Raw genomic sequence first — 17,323 nt, 5'->3', positions numbered from 1 at the left:
GTTCCTGCGGGGGGACGCACGTGAAGGCGGCCCTTGCAATGGATGCAGCGTAGAAGACGCCGGTCAAAGTGCAACTGCGGGCCGTTTAACTCTGATCTGAAAATTCCCGGGTTCGATGGCGCCCAAGTACTCGAATGACCTTGCTGCTTTCGCAAGGATCGCCAGGGAGCCAAGCTTCACGCGTGCGACTGCAAAGCTGGGAGTGTCGCTGCCTGCACTCAGCTAGACGGTCAAGGAGATCGGGTCGGTCTAGAATCAAGGAGCGTACTACCGTCCTGGAGCTCGCCATGGCCAGATCCCTCCGTCTGCTGGCCGCCTGCGCGGCACCCCTCGCTTTGAGCGCCCTTGCGGCGCCGCCGGCCGGAACCCTGATCCTTACCTTTGATCACCCCGAGGCATACACCGATGCCGCCTATCGCAGTGCCTACGGCAGCGACAAGGAGAGGGCGCAGGTGATGAACGATATCCGCGCCCACTTCCACGAACTGGCCGTCCGCCACCTGCCGCCTGGCTATACGCTGAGCATCGAGGTGCTCGATGTCGACCTGGCCGGACATTTCGAACCGTGGCGTTTTCACGGCTATGACTTGCGCGTGGTGCGCGATGTCACCTGGCCGCACATGAAGCTGCTCTATGAACTACGCGGCAGCGATGGTGCCGTGATCGTCAGGGGCGAGCAGCGTATCGCCGACCAGGCCTTCAATCTGGGTGTCAACGTCCACAGTCCCACCGACAGGCTGCGCTATGAGAAAGCGATGATGGACCGTTGGTTCGACGAAGCCGTGACACGCAAAATCCCGGCGTCAGAGCGATCACGGCTGACCAGAACTAGACAGCGCCTGCCGCCCGCCGGCGGCCGGGCCTGCGGGCGGCCATGCCATGCATCAGGACATCGATGACCTGTTCCGCGTGCTGTTCTGCCTGGGCGGGTGTCATGGGCCCGACGCCATAAAGGCGCTTCAGCAAATGCGTGGCTGACTGCACGGCCGTAAGCATGGCCGTCATCGTGACACTGGCCCGTTCCGGTGGGTAAGGCTTGAGTAGTTGCGCTGCATGACACTCCGCGATCAGCGCATCGAGCTCGTCGTGAAACGGCTTCATGTAGTTGTCCACCAGCCAGTCCAGCCTTGGACCATCCTGCGCGACTTCCATCAGGACCAGGGAATGCGCCGCCGGATGCAGGACATTGCTCACCGCGAAGGCCTTTAGCGCTGCCTGCAGGCGGGCGAGCGGGTCGGAGCGGTCGAGGGCAGCCGCTGCTTGCCTGGACGCGGCCAGCAATCCCGCGTACGCGTTCTCCACTACCGCGCGCCAGAGCCCTTCCTTGTTGCCGAAATGGTAGTTCAGCAGCGGTTGCTTTACGCCCGCGCGGTTTGCGATCGACAGTACGGACGCCCCGTCGAATCCCTTTTGCGTGAACTCGATTTCGGCGGCGTCGATTAGGCGCTGACGCCCCGGCACCTCGGCGACGCGGGAGACCGGTGTCGGGGCAGCGGAGGCTTCGGTGGCGCGCTTTCGGGCAGGAGTCTTCGAGCGTTGGCTCTCAACAGTTGTCATGGTGGTTTGGGACGCGTTTCACACACGGTAGCGATCTCGCCATTCTCCCACATGGCCGCGACCTGACCCGGCTACATCCGGCGGCCGCGGCTTTGCCGGCCGCCCTGTCGCGCGTTCGCATCCTTATATAAATATAAATACCAGTGTGCGTTTGCCTTATACTTATATAAATTTCCGTTTCAAGGCGGCCATGCGGCGGCGAGCAACATTGGGGGCAGGATGCGCGAGTTGGAGGTTCCGGTATTAATCGTGGGCGCTGGCCCGGTTGGCATGCTGATGGCAGCGCTGCTGGCGGACCAGGGCATTGAATCGCTGCTGGTCGAACGTCGTGATGACCTGCATCTCGCGCCGCAGGCGCATGTCATCAACATCCGGACGCAGGAAATCCTGGCCGGTATCGGCGTCACCGACGAGGCACTGGCCGGTATCACGACCCATGGTGCCGATGCACGCTTCGTGACGTGGCGGCGCAACCTTGCCGAGGGCGACCTGGCTCGCATCGATATCGGCAGCCCCGGCTACCTTGCCGGCATGGCGGCCGCCAGCAGCAAGCGCACCGCGAACATCCCCCAGCATCATCTGGAGCGGCTGCTGCTCGCCCAGGTGTCGCGCCGGGTTCGCTGCCAGGCGCGCTTCGGCCATGCCTGGCAGGGCGCGGAGCACAACGAGCACAGCGTTGTGTCGTCCGTGCGCGATGCCGCGACTGGCGAGATCTACCGGGTGCGCAGCCAATGGCTGATCGCAGCCGACGGTGCCGGTAGCCCGGTACGGCGCAGCCTGGAGCTGCCCATGGTTGGGGAGACCAACCTGGCGCATCTCATCACCATCAACTTCGAGGCGGATATCCGGCATCTGGTCAAGGACAGTCCGTCGATCCTCTTCTGGGTCCTGTCGGCCGCGGCGCCCGGCACGTTCATCGTCCACGATTCGGCGCGCTACTCGGTGTTCATGACACCGTATTTTCCGCAGCATGAATCGCCGGCGGACTTCCCCCTGGAGCGCTGCGAGCGCCTGCTTCGGACCGCGCTCGGGGATCGCCATATGCCCTTGCGCATCACGTCGCTGTCGAACTGGACGATGCAGGCGCACATCGCCGCGTCCTACCGCAAGCGGCGCACCTTCCTCGTGGGCGATGCCGCGCATCGCTTTCCGCCCACAGGCGGACTCGGGCTGAACACAGGCGCTGCCGACGCGCACAACCTGGCATGGAAGCTGGCCTGCGTCATCAAGGGCAGGGCGAGTCCAGGGCTGCTCGATACCTATGGTGACGAGCGCAAGCCGGTGGCCGAGACCAACTGCGGCGTCAGCGTGGCGAACCACCGGAAGATGCGCGAGGTCACCGCGGCATTGGGTCTCGATGAGGACAAGTTGCCGACGCTGGCGCGATTGCGCGCCAGCGCACCGGCCCGCGCGCTGCCCGCTGCGCTGCGATCCGCCGTGAAGCGGATGCTGGTGGCGCCCGTCGACGCGCGGATCCGGCGCGTGCAACTGGCGGCAACGCCCCGGTTCGCGGCCATCCAGCGCAATGTGCAACAGGCTGCTGAAGCGCAGATGGAGCATTTCAACACGCTCGGGCTGGACCTGGGCTACATGTACCGGGGCGCGGCGGTTTGCGAAAGTGACGCGATGCCCTTGGAAGCGCCAATGGCGGCAAGTTCGGTACTGGAGCTGGCGCAGTCGTTCACCCCGGGCGGGCGCCTGCCGCATTTCCGGCTGCAGGACGCTTCCGGCGCGTCCGCCACTTCGCATGACCTGGTTGGCAACGGGCACTTCCTGCTCGCTGGCTTCGGCCGGCATGGCAAGGCATGCGCCGGGCTTGCCGCGTGCGCGAGCCAGCGGCTTGGCGGCCTGCCGGTGCACGGCGTGGACATTGGTGCAGCCATCCATTGCGCCGACAGGCAGCAACTGCCCCTATGGAACCGAGGCCTGCCGGACGGCGTCCTCCTGGTGCGTCCCGATGGCCACATTGCTTGGCGCCATGCTTCGGCCACGGACGTGCAGCCGGAGGACGTGCTCGCCGCCCTCTGCCGGGTGCTTCAGGTTCCCGTGCCGTCGCCGCTCGCCGCGGCGCAGCCACTTTTCAACACACTCGCGAAGGCTCACCAGTGACACACGATTCCGAAGCCGCGCCGCCGCGCCAGGATGGGCATTCCGTTCCGGTCCCGATTCCCGTGGCGATCATCGGCGCGGGCACGGCCGGCTCTGTGCTGGCCTTGCTCCTGGCCAGCCGCGGCATCCGCAGCGTGCTGGTCGAGCGTCAGGGCGACGCGGACACGCATCCGCGCGGACACGTCTGGTTCGCCCGCGCGATGGAGGTGATCCGCGCCATCGATGCCGAACTTGCCGAGCAACTGCGCGAGATCAGTTCGCCACCGCTCAAGCTGCGCTACATCACCTGGTGCACGTCGCTGGCGGGGGTCGACCTGGGCCGCTGCGTGCCGATCGGGAATGATCCCGCGCATACCGCCAGCCTGCTGGGTAGCGGCCCCTGCCGCCCGCTGCACTTGTCCCAGAACGTGACCGACCCAATCCTGCGGGAGCGCGTGGCACGCAACGCGCTGATCGAGTTCCTGCCGGGGTACGAACTGGAGTCGCTGTCGCAGGACCCGCATGCCTGCACGTTGACGCTGCGCGAACTGCGCAGCGGCATCAGCGTGCGGCGCACCGCGCGTTTCGTGGCGGGTGCCGATGGCGCGCAGAGCACGGTGCGGCGCCTGCTGGGCGTGCCATCTGTCCAGACGCCGCTGCAGGCGGTGGCGCAAATCCATTTTCGCGCGCAGTTGGGCAAGCTGGCCATAGCGAGGCCAAGCCCCTTGTATTGGATTTTCAATCCCAGGGTGGTGGGCACGCTCACCGCCCACACCGCCGATGAACAGGACTGGGTCCTGACGACCGCGGTGCTGCCTGCGCTCGAGCCTGCCGGCGGGATGCCGGCCGCGCAGGCGCTGTCGCTGGTGCAGGCCGCGATCGGCGACGACAGCGTTGACGTCAGCGTGCAGTCCGTCCGTCCCTGGTCCATGGCGCTGCGCCGCGCCGAGGTGGCTCGGGTCGGGCGCGTGCTGCTGCTTGGCGAAGCCGCTGCCGGCTTCTCCGCCATCGGCGGCTTCGGCATGAACCACGGCATCGAGGACGCGGCGAGCCTGGCGTGGCGGCTGCAGATCCTGCTGGGCAGCTTTGTCCGCGACGACCTTGCGCAGGCGCTGTTGTCCAGTTACGCCGAGGAAAGAGCGGCGAGCGCCCAGGCGCATGCCAGCCGTACGCAGCAACTGAGCGACCTGGCCGACCAGGTGCTGCGCGCCACCGGCGTGGATCCGGGCGGCTTCCAGGCCTTGTCCGCGCTCTCCCGGTCCCCCTGGGTCCGGCTGCTGCCCAGGCCTGCCGCGCGCAAGCTGTTCCGGGCCGCGACCGGCGCTGGCCTGAAGTCGCTGGGCCGGCTCGCGGACGCTGGCCAGGCAGGTGCCGACGTCCGTGCTCGCGTGCGCAGGGCGATCGACCGGCAGCGAGAAGTGTTCGTGACGCTGGGCACCGATCTTGGCTATGCGCATGCGGCGGGATTCCTCTGCCGCGAGCCCCATCCGCAGGCGAAATCGCCCCACGCGGGCACCGACTACTGGCCGGAGACCAGCCCCGGCGCGCTGGTTCCCCATCTGTGGAGTGACGCAGATGGAGGATCGCTGTCGACGCGCGACCTGGCCCGGCGTGCGCCCATGACGCTGCTGGTCCACGAACAGGAGCGCGTGCGCTGGCAGGCGGCGCTGGTGCAACTGCGCGCCGCCTGGGGTATCGACGTGGCGTGTCCCCAGGTCGGCACGGGCGACGATGCGCAGTTCCGTATCGGTGCGCCGGCGTTTGCCGAAGCCTTGCAGATCGACGTGTCCGGCGCGGTGCTGCTGCGCGGCGACGGCATCGTCGCCTGGCGCAGCCGGCGCCAGTGCGCCGATCCCGGCGCGGCGCTGCAGGCGGTGATGGCGCGCATGGTTTCCCAGTCAATCACGACCCGCGCCGCAAGCGCGGCACACCTCACCAAGGAGATGCAATGAGCGACAGCATGGACCAGTTCCCTATCCCCTGCCCAGACCCGGACGCGCGCCCGCCGCAAAAGCTCGCGCACATCGTGCTGGCCACGCGCCGCTTTGATGAAGCGATCCACTGGTGGAGCATCGTGCTGGGCGCGCGCGTGATGTATCGCAATGCCTTGCTCTGCTTCCTGTCCTTTGACGAGGAGCATCACCGCCTGGCGCTGATCAATGCCGCGAACTTCTCGCCCCGCCGGCGTGAGAGCACAGGCCTGGACCACGTGGCCTTCACCTACAGTTCGCTCGGCGACCTGCTCCACACCTATGAGCGGCTCAAGGGCCATGACGTCCGCCCGGAATGGTGCATCAACCACGGACCGACCACCTCGCTGTATTACCGAGACCCCGATGGCATCCAGGCGGAACTGCAAGTGGACAACTTCGAGACGCTGGAGGCACTGGATGTGTGGCTGCGTTCGGGAGCCTTCGCGGAGAACGCGATCGGGATCGAGTTCGATCCGGAGCATCTGCTCGAACGCTACAAGGCTGGCGAGCCGGAAGCCAGCCTGAAGCAGCCCGGCGCGGTGACCAGCCGCCAGTTCCTGAGCCTGCGCTGAAAGGGGAGAGCCCGTGAGATTGTGCACATTTTCCACCGCGCAGGTGAAGGGCCATGTCGGGCTGGGCCTGGCCGACGGCCGGGTGCTGGATGTGACCGCGACCTTCGCGGGAGATGCGTGCTTTGCCTGCCTGCTGACGCTCATCGAGCATCAGCATGACACGCTGCCGGCCTTGCGGACGTTGCTGGAAGACCGCAGCAGAGACGGCGCGCACCTGTACGCGCTGCGCTCGATTCAGCTCCAGGTCCCTTACCGTCCGCCGCAGATCCGTTGCTTCAGCGTCTACGAGCAGCATCTGCGCAATGCCTTCGGGCAGGTCATGGCCCATGGCGTGAGCCCGGCTACAGGCTTGCTGATGCGGGCGCTGGGTGCGGGCAGGGTGCCGAAGGCCTTCTACGAAACGCCGATGTACTACAAAGGGGCGCGTCTCAATCTGTCCGGCCACGGCAGCAAGGTGGCCCGGCCCGATCCCGGCAGCAAGCTGGATTACGAGGCCGAACTTGCTGTCGTGATTGGCCGCCCCGGCAAGAACATCGATCGCTCGATGGCGATGTCGCACATCTTCGGCTACGTGATCTTCAACGATTTCTCCGAACGCGCGCAGCTGATGAAGGAAATGCGCGCCCGCCCGAGTGCCGGCCCGGCCAAGGGCAAGGACTTCGACGGCAGCAATAGCCTCGGCGCCTGGATCGTCACTGCCGACGAAATCGCCGATCCACACGCGCTCGAGGTCACCGTGCGCGTCAACGGTGAGATGCGAGGGCAGGGCAGCACTGCGGGGATGACCCATCGCATCGACCGCATCGTCAGCTACGCCTCGTCCAACGAGACGCTGCACGGCGGCGAGCTGCTCGCCACCGGCTGCGTGCCGAACTGCGCCGGCATCGAGCAATGGCGCTTCCTGGAGGACGGCGACTGCGTCGATGTGGAGATCGCCGGGCTGGGCGTCCTGACTAACTCGATCGCCGGCCAATAGCCGTACCTCGGCTCCCACGCGAGGCGGCCCTAGACCTGCCCGCGGCAATAACAATGACATCGGAGACAGCAGTGAACCCGAAACAGTGGATGGTCCTATCCGCGGTAGCCCTGCGCCCGGCGCTTGGGCTGGCCGACAACGGCTACTTCCAGATCGGCTACGGTGCCGAAGCGCGTGGCGTGGCAGGTGCGGCTGCGGCGTCGACCCGCGACGCGTTCGGTGGTGCCAGCAACCCCGCCACCACGGTGTGGGCCGGCAACAGCTTCGAGGGCAACCTGATCGCGACCAACGGCCGCACCAGCATGAGCCGGGCCGCGGGCTTGCCGCCGCCGCTGAGCGGGGTTCTCGATACGCACACGGCCAGCGCAAGCCGCTGGGTGCCGCTCGCCGACATCGCGGTGAGCAAGATGGTCACGTCCGACTTGTCGCTGAGCGTCGTCGGCTACAGCAATGGCGCAGGCACCTACTTCCCGGATGGCACCACGACCTGCCTGGCCCCGCCGCCGGCGGGCGCGGGCACCACCTATCGCGGCAACCTGCTGTGCGGCAGCGGCAGGGCCACCACGACGATCCAGCAACTGACGATCGCGCCGACGGTGTCGGCGCGGGTCTCCCCGAGCTTCTCCGTGGGTTTCTCGGTGCTGCTTACCGGCCAGTTGTTCAGCGCCGAGGGCCTGCAGGCGCTGGCGCCGCAGTCGGCGGCGCCTGACCACCTGACCAACCAGGGCAGTGCGTCCTCGTTCGGCGTGGGCATGCGCATTGGGGCGTACTGGCGCGCCAGCGACGTGCTGGCTTTCGGTGCCGCCTACTCGCCCCGTATCCGGATGGGTCGGCTCAAGGAGTATGAGGGTCTGCTGGCGGATCAGGGCCGGCTGGATATTCCGGAGAACATGTTGCTGGGCTTGCAGTGGTCGCCCACGCAAGCGGTGTCCTTTCTCTTCGACTACCAGCGCATCAACTACTCGGGCACCTCCGGCCTGGGCAACCCATCCTTTGATGGCACCGCCTTGCGCGGCAGCAGTGGCGGTCCGGGCAACGGCTGGAAGGACATGAATGTGTTCAAGCTCGGCGTGCGCTACCAGGTGACGCCGGCCTTGAATATCTCGGGCGGCGTGTCGTTCAACAGCGCGGCCTATGCGGACGAGGACACGGCGAACAACGTCACGGCGCCCGCCACCTTCCGCCGGCACTACACCCTCGGGCTTGGCTACGCGACCGGGCCCAACAGCAAGTGGTCGGTCTTCTACTCATTGTCTCCGGGGCACACCACCACCGGCAGTTCGGCCATGGCATCGGCCGTTGCCACACAGCTTGCAGGCAGTCCCACCGTGGCGGGCCAGGAGTCCCTGGCCACGCGGCAGCAGAGCATCGGCGTGCAGTACTCGCAGCGCTTCTGACTGTCTTCGGCACTTATCTGACCTATCGGTTCATTCATCACGGAGTACATTCGATGCAGGCTTGTCATTTTCTGTACCACAGCGGTAACCGCATCATCACAGGCGATCAGGCATGAACGCACGTACGGCGCCATTGGCGTTGCAGTCGCCACGGCTGGACGACCGCTTCGAGCAGCTGGCCGGCAAGGTCTTTCTCACGGGGAACCAGGCCATCGTGCGTATCGCGCTGGACCAGCGCCGCATCGATAGCGCCCTGGGCAGGAATACCGGTGGCTTTATCTCCGGATATCGCGGCTCGCCGCTGGGCCGGCTCGATATGGAGCTGTGGCGGATCGCGCCGCTGCTACAGGCGGCCAACATCTGCTTCCAGCCTGGCGTGAACGAGGACCTGGCCGCCACCGCGATCTGGGGCACACAGTATGTCGGCACCTTTCCAGGGGCAACGGTGGAGGGCGTGTTCGGCATCTGGTACGGCAAGGGACCGGGTGTGGACCGCAGCGGCGACCCGTTCAAGCACGGCAACCTCGCCGGCACCAGCGCCGCCGGCGGCGTGCTGGTGCTGGCGGGCGATGACCATAGCGCGAAGTCCTCCACCACCGCGCACCAGTCGGATTTCTCGCTGATCGCGGCAGGCATCCCGGTGCTGTACCCGGCCAACGTCCAGGACATCATCGACTTCGGCCTGCGCGGCATCGAGATGTCGCGCCACAGCGGCTGCTGGGTGGGGATGAAGCTTGTGACCGACGTGGTGGAGTCGGCCAGCGAGGTCGACGTGGGCCAGCAGGCACCGGTCGGGGTCTTGCCCGCCGCCAATGGCGCCTTGCATATCCGCGCCTTCGAGATGGCGCCGGCCGCGGAGGAGCGCCTGTACGCGCACAAGCTGCCGGCGGCCGTACAGTTCGCCAGGGCGGCGGGGCTCAACCGCCTGACATGGCCCGCACCGGCAGCGAAGGTGGGCATTGTCACCGCCGGCAAATCCTATGCCGACACCATGCAGGCCTTGCAGCGGCTGGGGATCGACGCCGCCGGCCCGCACGGCGCCGCGCTGCGCATCCTCAAGATCGGCATGGTGTGGCCGCTCGAAGACGAGATCGTGCGCGCCTTTGCGCAAGGTCTCGATACCATCCTGGTGATCGAGGAAAAGCGGCCGCTGCTTGAGTCGCAACTGAAGTCCATCCTGTTCGATGCGCGCCTCGCGCGGCCGCCTGTGGTGCGTGGCAAGTTCGACGGCGCGACCGAATGGTCGGCGTCGCGCGGCACGCCGGTGCTGCCCATCTGCAACGAGTTGACGGTGCTCCAGGTCGCCGAAGCGATCCGGCGGCTGCTGGGCCTGCCGCCCGCGCCGGACGCGAACGCCCCGATCCCGTGCGAGGCGGGGCAGGGCGCGCCGCTGCGCCGCCCCAGCTTTTGCGCGGGCTGTCCGCACAACACGTCGACCCGGCTGCCGGATGGGAGCAGGGCGCTGGCCGGCATCGGCTGCCATACGATTGCCATGCTGAACGACCCGACCAAGACCCACACGGCTTCGCATATGGGTGGCGAGGGGGTGATGTGGATGGGGCAGGCGCCGTTCACGCGCGAGCCCCACGTCTTTGCCAATATGGGCGACGGCACCTACTTCCATTCCGGCTACCTGGCTATCCGCCAGGCGCAGGCGGCCAATCTGCGGATGACCTACAAGCTGCTCTTCAACGGCTTTGTCTCCATGACCGGCGGCCAGCCTGTGGACGGCGACCTGAGCGTGGACAAGGCGGTGGCCCAGCTGCAGGCGGAAGGGATCGGCAAGATCGTCGTGGTCACCGATGACGTGACCGCTTACGACGGGCCAAGGCGCGCGGCGCTGGGCGTGCCGGTGCACGACCGCGCGCAGCTGGAGACCGTACAGCGCGGGCTGCGCGAACATGCCGGGCTGTCGGTGCTGGTCTACGACCAGGCGTGTGCCACCGAGGCACGGCGCTTGCGCAAGCGCGGCAAGCTGCCCGACCCGCAGGTCCGCACCTATATCGACCCGGAAGTCTGCGAGGGCTGCGGCGATTGTGGTGAGCAGTCCGGATGCCTCGCCATCGAACCGCTGGAGACGCCGCTGGGCCGCAAACGGCAGATCAACCAGTCTTCGTGCAACAAGGACCTGTCGTGCGTGCGCGGCTTCTGCCCCAGCTTTGTCACGCTCGATGGCGCCAGGCCGCGCCGGCCTCAGCGCGGCAAGGACGGCGGCCTGACGATTCCCGCGCTGCCGGACGTTGAGATCCCGGCCGATTTCGCGCCGACGGCAATCCTGGTGGCGGGCATCGGCGGCACCGGCGTGGTCACCATTGGCGCGGTGCTGACCATGGCGGCGCACCTGGACGGCAAGGCCGGCAGCTCGCTCGACGTCACCGGGCTCTCGCAGAAGTATGGCGCGGTCGGCTCCCACATCCGCATTGCGCCGCGCGCGGAACTGCTGCACGCCGCGCGCATCGGCAGTGCGGAGGCCGATGTCCTGCTGGGATGCGACCTGATCGTCGCCGCGGGCGCGGACGCGCTGTCCCGACTGCGACCGGGACAGGCGCGCGCCTTCGTCAACACCGGGATCGTGCCCACCAGCGACTTCACCAGCCAGCCGGACTGGTCGGCGGATGAGGCAGGCCTGAGGCAGCGGTTGAGCGGGGCCCTGGGTGTGCGCGCCGAGTTTGTCGATGTGGCGGCGCTCGCGCAGCAGCTCCTTGGCGACGCCATCCTCTCCAACATGCTGTTGCTCGGCTATGCCTGGCAGAAGGGCGTGATCCCGGTGCGGCGCGCGGCGATGGAGAAGGCCATCGAACTCAACGGCGTGGCGACCGGCACCAACCACAAGGCATTCGCGCTGGGTCGATGGCTGGCGCACGACCATGCCGCAGTGCGGCGCCTGCTGGCGCCCGCGCAGGTGGTCCAGTTCCTGGAGAAGGCCGACGGCCCGCTGGCCGAACTGATCGAGGACCGGGCCCGGCGCCTCGTCGACTATCAGAACGCGGCACTGGCCAAGCGCTACCGCGCACGGATCGAGACAGTGCGCCGGATGCTGGCGGGCCGCAGCGATGCGCAGGCGCTGCTGCGGGAGGTGGCAACACAGTACTACCGCGTGCTGGCGGTCAAGGACGAGTTTGAGGTGGCGCGCCTCTATTCGCGCCCGGCGTTCATGCAGTCCTTGCGCGACGGCTTCGAGGGCGACTTCAAGGTCAGATTCCATCTCGCGGGCGGCCCCTTCGGCAAGCTGGACAAGGTAACCGGGAAGATCGGCAAGACCGCCGTCGGGGCGTGGATCCGGCCCGCGTTCCGCTTGCTGGCCGGTGCGCGTTTCCTGCGCGGCAGCCGGCTCGATCCGTTCGCGCGGGGCGCCGAAGCACAGCTCAATCGCCGCGTGCTGGCGGCCTATGAGGCAGACCTTGACCTGCTCGGCCACGCCGCGGCGCAGTGGCCGGCCGAACGCTTGCAGGCCTTGCTTGGCTGGCCAGCCAGCGTGCGCGGTTACGGCCACGTGCGCGAACGGCAGGCGCAGGCGGGCTTTGCCAGACGGGACCGGGCACGCGAGGAGGGGGGCGGCGATGCCGGCCGGTAGTGACAACGGCATCCGTGCGATGCCATCACCGAAAGTCTGCGCAGTGTGATTGAAGCGCTTTCGCTGGAAGTTGCCACGCCGGAAGAGGCGCCTACGTTGCTGAAGCTCAAGGGGCGGCAGAATGTTGGATTCCGAATGCAGGACGCCGGCGGGCAGGCAGCGCAGCGTATCGGCCTTGCAATCTGGACAGCGGCCGTGGCAACGCGCGAGAACACGCCTTCCGGGAGCCAGTGCCAAAAGCGCTCGGCCCGAGAAGACCTGCTCAGCAATCTGCACAGTTTTTTTGGGTAAGGGGTATCCATGTGCTGCCAATCAGCGTATATTTCGCCCCGCGGGGTGGAGCAGTTGGCAGCTCGTCGGGCTCATAACCCGAAGGTCGCAGGTTCAAGTCCTGCCCCCGCAACCACATTCGCCCAAGCCCCGCCGGAGCCATCCGCGCGGGGCTTTTGCTTTCGTGCCGGAAGGTGGTGGGCGGCCCCGCCGCCGCTCAGCGCAGGTGCCCGCCAAACAGTCCGAGCAGGCCGATGACAATGAGGTAAATGGCGACGATATAATTAAGCAGCCGCGGAATGACAAGAATAAGGATGCCGGCAATCAACGAGATTAGCGGGCCGGCGCTGGTAATGAAGTTCATGATGGGCCTGTGTGATTGGCGTTGATCTGGCGGCGGTTCTTTCGCTCCAGTGCTCGATGTATGAATTCAGCCTAGCTCAAAGCGGATGGGCTCGCGGTGCGACAGCGTACAGAGGCAGCGCAAGGCGAGCGTCGCGAATCGCAGAGCATCGTTGCGCGGCACCCATGGAGCGGCGCCGTTGCCGCTACTTGCCGACCTGATTGCCTGTGTCGAAACAATGTTGTCCCCACAGGCGCAAGAAGTCGGTTCGCTGGCGTACCGGGCGCCACGGTGGCGCAGAGAAGCAGAACTCAGCCGAACACGCGCGATCTCAGGTCGTCCTCGAAATCGACAGTCCATTGCGCACCCAGGTTTCCGTTGTATTGGCGGATTTCCCTCCCGAAGCCTACCGAGACGGTGCGCCCGCGTGCCGGCACAGCGCCTGCAGCGTCTTCAACCGCTGTTACGGTAAATCCGTCGGGTGCGACCCCGTTACGCAGACAGGTCTCGCGGAAAGCTTCCTGCTCCGGCGGAGGGAACTGATTCAGCATCGTCTCCAGCATGGGTGTCTCCTGATTCCTGTTGCTCAGCCTCTTGATAATCCGCCTTGACGTCGCCGTACGCCGCCTGCGTCTTGCCAAGGTCCTAAGAGTCCAATTGACATGATGCGCTCCTGGTTCTGAGAAAACATGCCTTGCGCTGATTCAGCCGGGCAGAGGACAGCCGTTCTAGCGGATCGCGTTGTCGATGGCCATGCCATGGAATCCTGCTGCTACATAGGTCACTGTGCTAGGGGAGGGCGAAATCCGAGAGCGCCCATCCGATGAAGTGCGCGTGACTTACGGGGTACTCTTACCTGGCATTTGCCTCCTCCATTCGCCGATCTATATGCAGAAGGCTAAGTGATCCTTTACCGTCCCGTTCCTGATGGGCTCTAGTTATTCGATCCTAGTACACGAAGAGCGCCACGCGCAGGAACGGGGCGGCCCAAGAGAAGTCTCCACCAGGAATTGGACGTCCCGGCTCCTGTGCTCTCACGGGAGTGAACTGCCCGTCCCGATGTTGGCCGGATGGGACGCGCCAACGCGAGTATAGTCACGGATGGCGCTCGCACGGGCTTGGGTGTTGGAGAGTTCCTGCGCGAGCGCTACCGCAGTGCGCACCGCACGCTGCCTACAGGAGCTACCCACCGCTTTGTGCCGCATTGCGCTCCAGCATGACTTCCCAGGCCCGCTACTCCGTCCGTCTGTTTGGCGAGTTCCAACTCGACGGCGCTGATGCGCCCCTGTTCAACGCAAACTCCCCCCGCTTGCAGGCGCTGCTCGCCTGCCTTGTCCTGCATCGCGATGCACCGCAGACGCGGCAGCAGCTCGCAGTACTATTCTGGCCTGATTCCTCCCAGACGCAGGCGCGCAATGCCCTGCGTCAACTGCTGTTTCAACTGCGCAAGACCTGGCCGGAGGCAGATCAGTTTGTCCATGCCGATGCGCAAACGGTGCGATGGCTGCCCGATTCGGCGCTCGACCTCGATGTTGCGCAGTTCCAGTCCGCGCTTGCAGCTGCGGCCAGGGCCTCGAGGCACGGCGACGCAGGCGCTGAAGAAGAGCAGCTGACGCATGCCGCGGATCTCTATCGCGGTGACCTGCTGGCCAACTGCCATGACGAGTGGATCCACCCCGAGCGCGAAAGGTTGCGCGAACAGTGCATCGCGGCGCTCGCGCGCCTCGGTCAACTGAGCGAGGACCGGCGCGACTATGCCAAGGCGTTGAAGTACACACAGCAGTTGCAGCGGCTCGACCCGTGCCGCGAACCCACCTGCATGGCGCTGATGCGCCTGCATGCGCTGAACCACGATCACGCATCGGCCGCGCGCGCCTATCGTAGCTGTGTGGAAACGCTCGCTCGCGAATTGGGCGTCCTGCCCGGCGAACCCATGCGCGAGGCCTATGCGCTGCTGGCTGGGCAGGCCGCGTCAATGCAGCGCCAACGCCCGCGGGATGCGATGCTGCCAATGATTGGCCGGCATGGCGAATGGCGCCGGCTTGTTGAAGTCTGGCAGCGTACCCAGCTGGGCGACAAGCAGTTTGTCCTGATCCTGGGCGAAGCCGGCATCGGCAAATCGCGCCTGGCGGAGGAACTGCTCGTCCATCTGGCCGAGCAAGGCATCGCCGTGGCGCATTCGCGCGCCTATGCGGCCGAGGGACAGCTCGCGTTTGCGCCGGTGACCGGTTGGCTGCGCAGCCCTGGCCTGAGTGGCGCGATCGGCAAGCTCGACAGACTGTGGCTGACCGAGGTCACGCGCCTGTTGCCCGAACTCCTCACGCAGCAATCCGGACTGTCGCCGCCGTCGCCGCTTACCGAATACTGGCAACGCCAACGGTTCTTCGAGGCGCTTGCGCGAGCGGTGCTTGCACAAGGCGGGCCGCTGTTGTTGTTGCTCGACGACCTGCAATGGTGCGACGGCGAGACGCTCGAATGGCTGCGCTTCCTGATGCGTTTCGACGTGGCGGCAAGGCTGATGGTGGTCGCAACGGCGCGCCCCGAGGAAATCATGCCGCTACACGCGGCTAACCGGCTGCTGGACGCACTGCGCCGCGACGACCAGTTCATCGAGATCTCATTGGGGACACTCGATGCCGCCGAAACGGCAAAGATAGCGGCCCAGATCCTGGACCGGCCGTTGGCCGACACGGAGGCAACCCGGCTGTTCGAAGAGAGCGAGGGTAACCCGCTGTTTGCGGTCGAAATGATGCGGGCCCGCTCCGACACCATGCCGGTCGGGGACGCACAGGGCGGCATGGCGTCGAAGTTGCCGCCCAAGGTTTACACCATCATCTCGAACCGGCTGGCGCAGCTTCCTCCGGGCGCCCGCGATATCGTCGGGGTTGCTGCGATCATCGGACGGGCGTTCACGACCGACATCCTCGCCCAGGCAAGCGACCTCGGCGAGGATGCCCTGGCAGGCGCGCTGGACGAGTTGTGGCAACGGCGCATCGTACGCCAGACCGACGGTAGCGGCCTGGCGTTTGACTTCAGCCATGACAAGATCCGCGACGTGGCATACGCCGACGTGAATCCGCTGCAGCGCCGCCGCCTGCATTTGCGCGTGGCGCGAGCGCTCGAGCAGGCGCCAGGCGATGCGCCCGACGCGGCAAGCGCGCAGATCGCCTCGCACTATGAGCGGGCGGGCCTGCCAGCCCAGGCGGCGGCATTCTATCGGCGCGCGGCTGGCGTTGCGCAGAGCGTGTACGCCTATGACGATGCCATTGCATGGCTGACGCGCGGGCTGGTGCAAGCGGAGCGGATTGCCGATCCGCAGGAGCGCGCCGGTCAATCGCTGGCGCTGCAACTCGACCTGGCGCCACCGATTCGCATCGCCCGAGGCTGGGCCGCCCCCGAACTGGAGGCGCCGCTGCGACGCGCGCTGGAACTGAGCCGGCTGGCGGGTGACGCCAATCAGCAAGCACTCGCCCAGGTCAGCCTTTCATTCTTCCTGGTGGTGAGGGCGGAACTTGCACAGGCACGTAGCCTGAGCGAGGAACTGATTGCGGGATTGGGGCCGCTGGGCTCCGGGACTTACTCGGTGATGGCATGGACCAGTGTCATGGGCAGTCTGGTCCAGCAAGGCGACTGGATGGCTGCCGAGCCCGCGTACCAACGCGCGCACGGCGCTTATGATGAGGCCCAGCATGCCGAGCATGCGTCCCTGATGGGCGGTAACTTCGGCGTGCTGGCCGCCGCGTGGTCGGCGCATGCATTGTGGTTCAGGGGGCTTGCCGATCAGGCCCTTCAGCGTGGACGCGAAGCGCTGGAGGTGGCGAACCGGGTAGCACACCCGTTCTCCCAGGCGCTCGCGATGTCATATCTCGCGACGCAGCACGCGCTACGACATGAGCACGGTCTCACGCTGCACTATGCCCGCCAGGCACACGAGATCGCCGAGCAGTACCACGTAGGCTACTACCTCGCCTGGGCAGACATCCTGCTCGCCTGGGCGAACGCCAAGCAGTCGCCCAGCGCCGACGCTGTGGTGGCGATGCAGGCGGCGATCGAGGGCTTTCACGCGACGGGCGCACGCCTGCGTCTGCCGCTCTATCTGGGCATGCTGGCTGAATGCCTGGGCGACGTAGGAGAGACCGAGGCTGCGTTGGCGGCTTTGGACCAGGCGTTCGAATGCGCCGGGCGCACTGGCGAGCACTGGGTGGACGCCGAGCTGTACCGTCTGCACGGTGAATTGCTGCTACGCAGCAGGGCAAACCTTGCCGAAGCCGAGTCATCGCTGATCAAGGCGATCGAGATCGCCACGGCCCAACGCGCGCTCCCGCTTGAACTGCGTGCCACCTTGTCATGGACAACGCTGCGAACGTCGCAGGGACGCGCCAATCCGCATCAGGTGGTCGAGGCGCCGCTTGCGCGATTCACCGAGGGCTTCGATCAGCCCGACATGGTCAAGGCGCGGGCGCTACTCGCGCGTTAGTTTCGGCTCGACCACCGTGCGTCGGTCGGGAGGCGGAATCCCCCATGTAACGGCTTGCCTAACGCTTTCGAAACGCCGAGGTTGCTAAAACTCCTG

12 protein-coding genes, 1 tRNA gene and 1 pseudogene are annotated in these 17,323 nt (G+C 66.4%); 11 read left to right on the top strand and 3 right to left on the bottom strand.

Annotated features, from left to right (window positions below):
• The first annotated feature begins 115 nt into the window (after window positions 1–115).
• On the top strand, window positions 116–226 hold the full coding sequence (locus ACW4E8_RS17735) for a helix-turn-helix domain-containing protein (RefSeq protein WP_456805704.1): 111 nt from the start codon (window positions 116–118) through the stop codon (window positions 224–226).
• Window positions 227–287: 61 nt separating this feature from the next.
• Window positions 288–899, top strand: a complete 612-nt coding sequence (locus tag ACW4E8_RS17730) for a DUF3016 domain-containing protein (protein ID WP_456805703.1) — start codon at window positions 288–290, stop codon at window positions 897–899.
• On the opposite strand, the gene ACW4E8_RS17725 is transcribed toward ACW4E8_RS17730, so the two are convergent.
• Entirely contained in the window at window positions 829–1,557 is a 729-nt protein-coding gene (locus ACW4E8_RS17725; RefSeq protein ID WP_456805702.1) for a TetR/AcrR family transcriptional regulator, read from the bottom strand. The two genes, ACW4E8_RS17730 and ACW4E8_RS17725, sit on opposite strands and share 71 nt — an antisense overlap.
• A gap of 219 nt (window positions 1,558–1,776) precedes the next feature.
• On the opposite strand from ACW4E8_RS17725, the gene ACW4E8_RS17720 reads away from it, so the two are divergent.
• The 8 genes and pseudogenes from ACW4E8_RS17720 (at window position 1,777) to ACW4E8_RS17685 (ending at window position 12,543) form a co-directional block, all read left to right on the top strand.
• Window positions 1,777–3,666 carry an FAD-dependent monooxygenase gene (locus ACW4E8_RS17720; RefSeq protein WP_456805701.1) on the top strand — a complete coding sequence of 630 codons (1,890 nt, stop codon included), beginning with the start codon at window positions 1,777–1,779 and terminating at the stop codon, window positions 3,664–3,666.
• A complete protein-coding gene (locus ACW4E8_RS17715) occupies window positions 3,663–5,597 on the top strand; it encodes an FAD-dependent monooxygenase (protein ID WP_456805700.1) in 1,935 nt (644 codons plus the stop codon). The genes ACW4E8_RS17720 and ACW4E8_RS17715 overlap by 4 nt, the downstream gene beginning before the upstream one ends.
• Window positions 5,594–6,190 carry a VOC family protein gene (locus ACW4E8_RS17710; RefSeq protein WP_456805699.1) on the top strand — a complete coding sequence of 199 codons (597 nt, stop codon included), beginning with the start codon at window positions 5,594–5,596 and terminating at the stop codon, window positions 6,188–6,190. The genes ACW4E8_RS17715 and ACW4E8_RS17710 overlap by 4 nt, the downstream gene beginning before the upstream one ends.
• Before the next feature lie 13 nt (window positions 6,191–6,203).
• The gene (locus ACW4E8_RS17705) at window positions 6,204–7,166 is read left to right on the top strand and encodes a fumarylacetoacetate hydrolase family protein (protein WP_456805698.1); all 963 of its coding nucleotides are present in this window, start codon (window positions 6,204–6,206) and stop codon (window positions 7,164–7,166) included.
• Window positions 7,167–7,237: 71 nt separating this feature from the next.
• Entirely contained in the window at window positions 7,238–8,563 is a 1,326-nt protein-coding gene (locus tag ACW4E8_RS17700; protein WP_456805697.1) for an OmpP1/FadL family transporter, read from the top strand.
• A 112-nt stretch (window positions 8,564–8,675) separates the two neighbouring features.
• Entirely contained in the window at window positions 8,676–12,137 is a 3,462-nt protein-coding gene (locus ACW4E8_RS17695) for an indolepyruvate ferredoxin oxidoreductase family protein (protein ID WP_456805696.1), read from the top strand.
• Window positions 12,138–12,173: 36 nt separating this feature from the next.
• Window positions 12,174–12,269 (top strand): annotated as a pseudogene (locus tag ACW4E8_RS17690) (3-keto-5-aminohexanoate cleavage protein); the annotation flags it as partial.
• A gap of 198 nt (window positions 12,270–12,467) precedes the next feature.
• A tRNA-Met gene (locus ACW4E8_RS17685) sits at window positions 12,468–12,543 on the top strand.
• An 81-nt stretch (window positions 12,544–12,624) separates the two neighbouring features.
• On the opposite strand, the gene ACW4E8_RS17680 is transcribed toward ACW4E8_RS17685, so the two are convergent.
• Together ACW4E8_RS17680 and ACW4E8_RS17675 are read right to left on the bottom strand one after the other, a co-directional pair.
• Window positions 12,625–12,771, bottom strand: a complete 147-nt coding sequence (locus ACW4E8_RS17680; protein WP_078196252.1) for a DUF3096 domain-containing protein — start codon at window positions 12,769–12,771, stop codon at window positions 12,625–12,627.
• 290 nt (window positions 12,772–13,061) lie between these two features.
• Complete coding sequence (locus ACW4E8_RS17675) at window positions 13,062–13,313, bottom strand: hypothetical protein (RefSeq protein WP_456805695.1); 252 nt, start codon at window positions 13,311–13,313, stop codon at window positions 13,062–13,064.
• Window positions 13,314–13,966: 653 nt separating this feature from the next.
• Here ACW4E8_RS17675 and ACW4E8_RS17670 point away from each other — a divergent pair.
• Window positions 13,967–17,227, top strand: a complete 3,261-nt coding sequence (locus ACW4E8_RS17670) for a BTAD domain-containing putative transcriptional regulator (protein WP_456805694.1) — start codon at window positions 13,967–13,969, stop codon at window positions 17,225–17,227.
• The last annotated feature ends 96 nt before the right edge of the window (window positions 17,228–17,323 follow it).

The sequence above is a fragment of the Cupriavidus sp. CP313 genome, from assembly GCF_054072015.1.
The sequence above is the reverse complement of the archived record's forward strand: the minus strand, read 5'-3'. Positions and strand labels throughout refer to the sequence as shown.

What these genes read in the sequence shown, in the direction of transcription:
- ACW4E8_RS17735 (WP_456805704.1), top strand. Translation starts at nt 116, where the DNA reads ATGGCGCCCAAGTACTCGAATGACCTTGCTGCTTTCGCAAGGATCGCC.
- ACW4E8_RS17730 (WP_456805703.1), top strand. Translation starts at nt 288, where the DNA reads ATGGCCAGATCCCTCCGTCTGCTGGCCGCCTGCGCGGCACCCCTCGCT.
- ACW4E8_RS17725 (WP_456805702.1), bottom strand. Translation starts at nt 1,557, where the DNA reads ATGACAACTGTTGAGAGCCAACGCTCGAAGACTCCTGCCCGAAAGCGC.
- ACW4E8_RS17720 (WP_456805701.1), top strand. Translation starts at nt 1,777, where the DNA reads ATGCGCGAGTTGGAGGTTCCGGTATTAATCGTGGGCGCTGGCCCGGTT.
- ACW4E8_RS17710 (WP_456805699.1), top strand. Translation starts at nt 5,594, where the DNA reads ATGAGCGACAGCATGGACCAGTTCCCTATCCCCTGCCCAGACCCGGAC.
- ACW4E8_RS17695 (WP_456805696.1), top strand. Translation starts at nt 8,676, where the DNA reads ATGAACGCACGTACGGCGCCATTGGCGTTGCAGTCGCCACGGCTGGAC.
- ACW4E8_RS17680 (WP_078196252.1), bottom strand. Translation starts at nt 12,771, where the DNA reads ATGAACTTCATTACCAGCGCCGGCCCGCTAATCTCGTTGATTGCCGGC.
- ACW4E8_RS17675 (WP_456805695.1), bottom strand. Translation starts at nt 13,313, where the DNA reads ATGCTGGAGACGATGCTGAATCAGTTCCCTCCGCCGGAGCAGGAAGCT.
- ACW4E8_RS17670 (WP_456805694.1), top strand. Translation starts at nt 13,967, where the DNA reads ATGACTTCCCAGGCCCGCTACTCCGTCCGTCTGTTTGGCGAGTTCCAA.